General features: G+C 72.3%; 8 protein-coding genes and 1 pseudogene. 6 read left to right on the top strand and 3 right to left on the bottom strand.

Annotated elements, in window-relative coordinates; genetic code table 11:
- Positions 1 to 319: 319 nt before the first annotated feature.
- Positions 320 to 724 (bottom strand): DUF983 domain-containing protein, encoded by a 405-nt coding sequence (locus ACLBYE_RS28645; protein WP_447696756.1) that lies wholly within the window; start codon positions 722 to 724, stop codon positions 320 to 322.
- 205 nt (positions 725 to 929) lie between these two features.
- Between ACLBYE_RS28645 and ACLBYE_RS28640 the strand changes: the two genes are divergently transcribed.
- Entirely contained in the window at positions 930 to 2,321 is a 1,392-nt protein-coding gene (locus tag ACLBYE_RS28640) for an aminotransferase-like domain-containing protein (RefSeq protein ID WP_447696755.1), read from the top strand.
- A 55-nt stretch (positions 2,322 to 2,376) separates the two neighbouring features.
- Positions 2,377 to 2,886, top strand: a complete 510-nt coding sequence (locus tag ACLBYE_RS28635) for a c-type cytochrome (protein ID WP_447696754.1) — start codon at positions 2,377 to 2,379, stop codon at positions 2,884 to 2,886.
- 63 nt (positions 2,887 to 2,949) lie between these two features.
- On the opposite strand, the gene ACLBYE_RS28630 is transcribed toward ACLBYE_RS28635, so the two are convergent.
- Together ACLBYE_RS28630 and ACLBYE_RS28625 are read right to left on the bottom strand one after the other, a co-directional pair.
- Entirely contained in the window at positions 2,950 to 3,081 is a 132-nt protein-coding gene (locus ACLBYE_RS28630; RefSeq protein ID WP_447696753.1) for a hypothetical protein, read from the bottom strand.
- 116 nt (positions 3,082 to 3,197) lie between these two features.
- Positions 3,198 to 4,952 carry a DUF3369 domain-containing protein gene (locus ACLBYE_RS28625; protein ID WP_447696752.1) on the bottom strand — a complete coding sequence of 585 codons (1,755 nt, stop codon included), beginning with the start codon at positions 4,950 to 4,952 and terminating at the stop codon, positions 3,198 to 3,200.
- A 134-nt stretch (positions 4,953 to 5,086) separates the two neighbouring features.
- Here ACLBYE_RS28625 and ACLBYE_RS28620 point away from each other — a divergent pair, with 134 nt between their 5' ends.
- The 4 genes and pseudogenes from ACLBYE_RS28620 to ACLBYE_RS28605 all read left to right on the top strand — a co-directional run.
- Positions 5,087 to 5,848 carry a response regulator gene (locus ACLBYE_RS28620; RefSeq protein ID WP_447696751.1) on the top strand — a complete coding sequence of 254 codons (762 nt, stop codon included), beginning with the start codon at positions 5,087 to 5,089 and terminating at the stop codon, positions 5,846 to 5,848.
- Between the two features lie 141 nt (positions 5,849 to 5,989).
- Entirely contained in the window at positions 5,990 to 6,259 is a 270-nt protein-coding gene (locus tag ACLBYE_RS28615; protein ID WP_447696750.1) for a hypothetical protein, read from the top strand.
- Positions 6,260 to 6,274: 15 nt separating this feature from the next.
- On the top strand, positions 6,275 to 6,490 hold the full coding sequence (locus tag ACLBYE_RS28610; protein ID WP_447696749.1) for a hypothetical protein: 216 nt from the start codon (positions 6,275 to 6,277) through the stop codon (positions 6,488 to 6,490).
- A 244-nt stretch (positions 6,491 to 6,734) separates the two neighbouring features.
- Positions 6,735 to 7,441 (top strand): annotated as a pseudogene (locus ACLBYE_RS28605) (HAMP domain-containing histidine kinase); the annotation flags it as partial.

The raw sequence follows: 7,441 nt of genomic DNA, 5'->3' as shown, positions 1-7,441 counted from the left end.
CGGGAGAGGGTTGGGGTGAGGGACGCGAAGGATCAGGACTGAACAGGCCGCCGATGCGCGTACAGGTCGCGACTCTTCCGGACTGTTCTCATCCCTCACCCTGTCCCTCTCCCGCACGGGAGAGGGGGCCCGCGCCTCGTTCGGCACGGGCTCGCCCATCGCCTGCGTCCCAACCCGACCGGGAGCGGCTCTAGCCCGGATGGTGTCGCGTGCCCAAGGCGGTGCGCGAGCCCGGCCGGTCAGATCAGGCGCAGGGTCACCTGCCCGGTGACGGTCTCGAACATGATCAGGCGGCCCCGCCCGCGCACCGGCGACGCGCTCAGTCCCGCGACGCCGGACCGGAGACCGGCGCCTTCGGGACCGCGAGGCGTCCCTCCTCGGCCTTGTTGATGTACTGGCTGGCGATGAAGAGCCCCTTCAGCGGCCGGATGATCGGCACGCACGCGAGGAGGAGCAGCGGCAGCGTCACCACGGCGTGGACCCAGAGCGGCGGATCGTAGGTGAGTTCCAGCCAGATCCCGAAAGCGGTGACGGGGAACGCCATCGTCATCATGATGAAGAAGGCGGGCCCGTCCGCCGGATCGGCGAAGCCGTAGTCCAGCCCGCACGCCTCGCAGCGCGGCCGCAGGGTGATGAAGCCGTCGAACAGGCGTCCTTCTCCGCAGCGCGGGCAGCGGCAGCGCAGGCCGACGGACATGAGCGATTGGTCGGTGGTCCTCTGCATCATCGACGGTCCTGAGCAACAGGCCGGCACCGATCCCTGAGCGACCGGCCTTGTGCCTGCCGATTGTATGGCATATCAAGCCATACAATCGCGGTTGAGACTGAGCGATCCGACGGCTTTGCGGCGGATCACGACCGGAAGTAATTTCTTCGTGCCCCGGCCGCACGGTCAATGTATGCATACAGTGGTGGGATTACAGGGGTCAATGATGGAATCCTGGAGCCCGACAATCGCCGGCGAAACGGGGCCCAAGTACCTCGCCATCGTCCGGGCGTTGGCCGAGGACATCCGGGCCGGCCGGCTCTCGCCGGGAGCGCGCCTGCCGCCGCAGCGCGCCCTGGCGAAGCACCTCAACGTCGATCTCACGACGGTCACGCGCGCCTTCAACGAGGCGCGCCGAACGGGGCTGATCGACGCGACCGCGGGGCGGGGCAGCTTCGTCCGGGCGTCCCGATCGCCGGCCGCGGAGATGCGCAGGCCGGATCCGTCCGGCAGCGTCGATTTCAGCATGAACATGCCACCTCAGCCCGAGGCGGCGCGGCTTGCGGAGCGCCTGGAGGCGGGTCTGTCGCGGTTGGCCGGTTCGTCTGCCTTCCTGGCCCGGATGCAGTACCAGGACAGTGCCGGGAACCTCGCCGACCGGGCGGCGGCGGCGCACTGGCTCGGTCAACGGCTCGGGGCGCTCCCGATGCAGCGCGTCCTCGTGGCCGGCGGTGCCCAGGTCGTGCTCGCCGCCGTGCTCGCCGCCGTCCTGAAGCCGGGCGACGCCCTGTGCGTCCCGGCGCTCACCTATCCCGGGCTGCGCATGGCCGCGGAGCGCCGCGGCGTTCGCCTCCTGCCTGTGGCCGGTGACGCGGAGGGTCTCGACCCGGACGCCCTGCTCGAGCGCTGCCGATCCGATCGGCCGCGGGCCCTGTACCTCGTGCCGACCCTCGACAACCCGACCACGGCGACGCTGCCGGCAATCCGGCGCCGGCGGATCGCCGAGATCGCCCGCACGCACGGCGTCGCCATCATCGAGGACGACGCGTACGGCGCCTTGCCCCGCAACGCGCCGGCCCCCATCGCGTCCCAGGCGAGCGACATCACGTGGCACATCGCGACGCTGTCCAAATGCGCGAGTCCCGGCCTGCGCATCGCCTACGTCGCGGTCCCGGGGACGAAAGAGGCGGTGCGGCTGGCGGCCGAGCTGCGCGCCATCAACATGATGGCCTCGCCCCTCACGGCCGCGCTCGCCTCGCATTGGATCGCCGAGGGCGAGCTCGACGGCATCGTCGCGGCGATCCGGCAGGAGAACGAGCTCAGGCAGGCTGTCGCGCGCGAGACGCTCCGGAACCTGGACGTCTGGGCGCATCCGTGCGGGCACCATCTGTGGCTCCGGCTGCCCGATCCCTGGCGTCGCGGCGAGTTCGGCGCCCACGCGCGGCAGCTCGGCGTGTCGGTCGTCCCGAGCGACGCCTTCGCGGTCGGGGACGCTCCGGAAGCGATCCGCGTCTCCCTGGGCGCGGCGCCGGACGCCGAGACGCTCCGGTACGGCCTCAGCCTGCTCGCGACGCTGCTGGCGCACCCGCCCGGCGCGATCTCCACCGTTGTCTGAGCCGGCCGAGGCGGCGCGTGCCGGTAAGACCCCTCCGACCGCGAAAGGGAACGCGATGCTCCGGTGTCTCAGGCGGACGCGCCCGCGGATCCCGCGTCGTCCCGCGCGCGTCTCGGCACTGGCGCTGGCACTGCTCGCCTCAGCCTGCTCGGACGACGGACGGGAGCGCCGCCGCGCCCTGGGCGAGACCCCGACATTCGACGCCGTCATGCGGGTGGCCGACGCGGAGCGCGGCGGGCGGCTGTTCGGTCAGTGTGCCGCCTGCCACACGATCAGCCCGGGTGCTGGCGATCGGAACGGACCCGAACTCTACGGCGTGCTCGGCAAGCCGGTCGCCAGCAACAGCCGGCGCTACGGCTATACCGGGGCGCTCCGGGCGCTGGGCGGCGTCTGGACACCGGAGCGGATGGACCTCTGGCTCGCCGCCCCGGCGAAGCTGGCGCCCGGCACGAGCATGACCTTCCGCGGCCTTCCCGATCCCCTCGATCGGGGGGATCTCATCGCCTACCTCCGGACCCGGTCGCCGGGGGACGGTGACGCAGAGGCGCGCCCGTCGCGGCCTTGAGCGGCTCCCCGGCGGCGTCGCGCGTCCTTCGCGACGCGCTCGGAGCCGGGATCGGCCTGCCGGTCAGACGAAACGCGCGGGCAAGGCCAAGCCGTGCTCGTACTGGATCAGAGCCGGCGCGAGACCCGCGATCATCGACCGTGCGACGAGCCGGTCGGATCCGGACGCGGTGTTCGTCATCCTGCGCGTCGCCATCTGCCGTCTCCTCGCGGTCGGTGATCGGCCGCCTCGGAACGGCGTCATGGTCAAGCTGCCCTGCAGCCGGATTGCGCGACGTCCCGCGCGGCGGCGCGGACTGAACCGGCGATCCCTCAGATCAGCCCCACGGCTTCTTCCGGGAAGCGGATCGCGAAGACCGCCCCCAGCCCGGGACCGGCGCTCTCCGCCGTGGCGCGGCCGCCGTGAAGCTCGGCGATCCGACGGACGATCGAGAGCCCGAGACCCGTCGAGTTCTCGCCGCCGGTGGGCTTGGCGGACAGGCGCTGGAACCGCCCGAACACGCGGGCCGAATCCTCCGGCGACAGGCCGGGACCGTGGTCGGCGACGGCGCAGATCAGCTCCGCGCCGCGCGGGCCCGGCTCGCGGCTGACCCGGACCGTGATCGCCCCGCCCACCGGGCTATACTTGATGGCGTTCGAGACGAGGTTGTCGAGGGCCTCGCGCAGGCGCTCAGCGTCGCCGCAGAGGAAGAGCTCGTCCGGGCCTTCGCAGACCAGGGTCTGGTCCTTCGCGTCGGCGAGCGGCCGGTCGGCCTCGCAGACTTCCCGGGCGAGGCCCGCGAGGTCGACCGGCTCCCGGCGCAGGCTGATGTCGAGGGCGTCATTCATCGCGTCGGCCATGAGGCTGTCGATCATGGTCGTCAGCCCCTTGGCGCTGGTGCGCACGTGCTGCACCTGCGCCCGCATCTGCTCCCGGTCGCCCTGCATGTCGATCAGGTCGGACAGCATCTCGGCGCGGCCGAGGATGACCGCCAGCGGGTTCTTCAGATCGTGCGCGATCGTGCCGAGGATCTCGGTCTTGAGGCTGTTGGCGCGCCGCAGGTCCGAGCGCTGCAGGTCCAGCCGGCGATTCGCCCGGATCAGCTCGGCGGTCCGCTCGACGACCCGCCGCTCCAGGTCGGCGTTGGTCAGCTGCAGCCGCTCGTAGAGGATGACGTTGTCGAAGGCGATCGACAGCCGGCTCGTGAACAGGGCGATGAGCGACCGGTCGGTCTCGGAGAGCTGGCGGTCGGCCTCGATCAGCGCGACGATCTCGCTGCCGCTCGCCGTGTGCAGATACAGGGTCGACCAGTGCTCGCCGAAGCTGTGCCGGCGCTCGGCGAAGGCCCGTTCGACGAGGGGTTGCACCCGCTCCTCCAGCGGCCAGCACGGCTCGCGCCCGGCGTAGTGGCCGTAGCAGCCGGATCCGGCCAGGACGCAGAAGCGCTCCTGCGGGGCCGCGGTCTCGCGCAGGACCAGGATGCCGGCGCAGGCGACGTTCAGCAGCGAGGCGACCTGGGTGAGGACGCCCTCCGCCAGGCGCTGCATCGACTTGTGATCGAGGAGCATCGGCGCGGCGTCGATGATGATCTCGAGCCCGCGTCGGGTCTCGTCGAGGCGCTTGAGTTGCTGATGGGCGCGCAGGGCCGCGGTGAGGCTGGTGAACAGCTTGTCGGCGGTCAGCTCGGTCTTCGCCTTGTAGTCGTTGATGTCGTAGTCGACGATGATCCGCCGCTCCGGCGCCTGCCCCGGCTGGCCGGTCCGCAGGATGATGCGCACGGTCTCCTGCCGGAGCTCGCGCCGGATGTAGTCCACCAGCTCCAGCCCGGCATTGTCGGTCTCCATCACCACGTCGAGCAGGACCACCGCCACGTCGCGGCGCTCGGCGAGCAGCACCCGCGCCTCCGCGGCCGAGCGGGCTGTGAGGATCTCCAGGCCACGCCCGTCGAGGGTGTAGCTCGCCAGCGCGTAGCGCGTGCCGTCATGCACGGCCGGATCGTCGTCGATCACGGCGATCACCCAGGCCCCCGCGCTCGGCTGCGCCTCGTCGAGGTCATCGGGGATCAGCGTGAGGGTGTCATCGTCCATGGCTATGACCTGAAATGCTGCTCGCAATCGGACGAGTACGCTAGAAATCGTGTTGAAAACTTGTCACGCTACCGTGAGCCGATACGATTCCTGCATTCGTTCCAGAGTGAACCCGGAAAGTGCGCACCGCTGCGATGACCATACCAGACAGCCCCGCCCCCGGCGCCGCCCGCGGCGGTGCGGCGATCCCGTCGATCGCCGTGGTGGACGACGAGGCGGCGACCCGCGAGATGGTCGGGGATTACCTGAAGCTCCACGGGTTCTCGGTGGTCCTGTGCGACGGCGGGCGCTCCTTGCGGGAGCACCTCGCCGGCCACAGCCCGGACCTGATCGTGCTCGACCTGAACATGCCCGAGGAGGACGGGCTCTCCATCGTGCGCGACCTCAAGGCCCGGACCGCGATCCCGATCATCATGCTCACCGCCACGGCGAGCGCGATCGACCGCGTGGTCGGGCTGGAACTCGGGGCCGACGATTACTTGCCCAAGCCCTGCGAATTGCGCGAGCTGGTCGCCCGCGTGCGCTCGGTCCTGCGCCGCGTGCAGACGCCGACCGCCGCGCCGGCCCCGATTCCCATGAGCGGGCGCCGCATCCGGTTCGGCACGAAATGGCTGGAGCTCGACGCCCTGCGCCTCAGCGACGATGCCGGTCTGGAGCAGGCGCTCACCCGCTCGGAGTTCGACCTGCTGAAGGCGTTCGCCGACAATCCGCGGCGGGCGCTCTCGCGCGAGCGCCTGCTCGACCTCGCGGACGCCCGCGACCCGGACGCGTTCGACCGCGCCATCGACGTGCGGATCAACCGCATCCGCAAGAAGGTCGAGCCGGACCCCGGCAATCCGCGCTACATCCGCACGGTGCGGGGCCTCGGATACATATTCCGGCCCGAGGGAGACTGATGCGACCCGGCTCAATGTTGCGTCGCGACGGGGTGACGCAACAATTCACGCTCCAGATCGGGCTGGAAGCAATATTCGCGAGACGGATCGCCCCTATCAGAGTGGCAGGACCGAGGGCCGCGGGTGCCCGGAGGACGGGCCATGCGACACGTGATCGGTTCCTCGTCGGCCGCGGCATTCGGCACGCTCTGCGTCCTGGCGCTCGTCGGCTGGACCCAAGCGGCCGACACGGTGCCGATGCAGGCCAGCGGGGGCGCGAAAGCCTCCGCGGCGGCCCGTGACGGCGCCGCCTGCGGCGGGGCGGCCTGGCCGTACCCGCCCGGCGCCTGCGCGGGTGCCGGCCCGGTCGGCGATTCGGCGGGCCGTCGCGTCCGGCTCATCGCGGTCGACGCCGCGCCCGCCCGTCGGTGAGGGGCGCGAACCGCCATGCCGCACTTCAGCGACGACCCCGGTGCCGACGAAGATCCCGACCTGCTCCGCGCGCTGCGCCGCATGCTGCGCGGCGGAGATCCCGCTCCGCGGCGCCTGCCGACCTGCGCCGAGCGGTTCGGCGAGCCGGCGCCGCGCGATGGCGCGCGTGACGCGCAGGATGCGGTGCTGGCCGGCCCGGACCCGCGGCCGCCCCGATCCCGACATCGCTGAGACCGCCCGTGGCGGATGGCTTCGACGCCGTCTCTGCGCGCGCAGCGAAGCGATCCGGCGGCGCGACATCGGCCGGACGCGCGCAGCCCTGGGTCACTTCGCTGCGCGCGCGATGACGGAGCGGGCGGCATCGACCGAAGACTGCGCGCGGACACCGGGTGATCCGGTCGCCGGAGCGCCGCCCGATTGCACCGCTCTCCGGCACGGCCTTAAGTTGCTGCCGGACCCCTATGTCGGGACGCGGATGCGGGTTGGACCCAAGATCGCCCTGGTCGGTGGCGTGCCGATCCTCGCCGCCGGCGCGATCGCCATGGCCGGCTGGCTCCTCCTGGCGCAGGAGGAGCGCGCCCGGCGCGGCGCGGTCCTGGCCGCCGACGTGTACCACGACATCGCCACCGCCCGCTTGGTCCGCGACCAGTACGCCGCCGCGGACGCGCAGGACCGGCCCGCCTACGCCGAGCGCTTCGCCAGCCTGACGGCACGGGCCGAGGCCGGCCTCGGCCGGCTCGCCGGCTACGCCCGCATCGACGAGCAGCGCGCGCGGACCGCCTCGGTGGAGCGGGCGCTGGCCCGCTACCGGGGCGAGATGGACGCCTTCGTCCGCCGGACCCGGGAGAATGACGGCCTGATCCGCGAGATGACGCAGCGGGCCGACACCCTGATCGACCTCACCGACCGGGCGCGCCTGCGGCAGCAGGCCTCGAACGCCGACCTCGCGCGCTCGACGGCCGAGAAGGTCGAGGCGCTGCGGGTCGCCCGCGGCCTCGTCGCCCGCCTCAACGCCCTGAGAGCCCGGAGCGCGGAGAGCGCCGTGCTCACCGCGCAGACCGCCGCCCAGGCCGCCGCCGAGGCCGCGGCCCGGAGCGATGCCCCCGCGGCCGGCCCCGCCGGAGCGGCGGTCTCGGAGGGCGACGGCCCGCGCGCGCAGGGCCTGTTCCGGAGGCGGGGGCC

It is taken from the genome of Methylobacterium sp. A52T, assembly GCF_053346095.1.
Note: the sequence above shows the minus strand (reverse complement) of the source record. Positions and strands in the feature narration are given on the sequence as shown.

Bases quoted from the DNA above. Each gene is read 5' to 3' on its own strand.
- ACLBYE_RS28610 (WP_447696749.1), top strand. From the start codon at position 6,275: ATGCCGCACTTCAGCGACGACCCCGGTGCCGACGAAGATCCCGACCTG.
- ACLBYE_RS28625 (WP_447696752.1), bottom strand. From the start codon at position 4,952: ATGGACGATGACACCCTCACGCTGATCCCCGATGACCTCGACGAGGCG.
- ACLBYE_RS28630 (WP_447696753.1), bottom strand. From the start codon at position 3,081: ATGGCGACGCGCAGGATGACGAACACCGCGTCCGGATCCGACCGGCTC.
- ACLBYE_RS28645 (WP_447696756.1), bottom strand. From the start codon at position 724: ATGCAGAGGACCACCGACCAATCGCTCATGTCCGTCGGCCTGCGCTGC.
- ACLBYE_RS28640 (WP_447696755.1), top strand. From the start codon at position 930: ATGATGGAATCCTGGAGCCCGACAATCGCCGGCGAAACGGGGCCCAAG.
- ACLBYE_RS28620 (WP_447696751.1), top strand. From the start codon at position 5,087: ATGACCATACCAGACAGCCCCGCCCCCGGCGCCGCCCGCGGCGGTGCG.
- ACLBYE_RS28615 (WP_447696750.1), top strand. From the start codon at position 5,990: ATGCGACACGTGATCGGTTCCTCGTCGGCCGCGGCATTCGGCACGCTC.
- ACLBYE_RS28635 (WP_447696754.1), top strand. From the start codon at position 2,377: ATGCTCCGGTGTCTCAGGCGGACGCGCCCGCGGATCCCGCGTCGTCCC.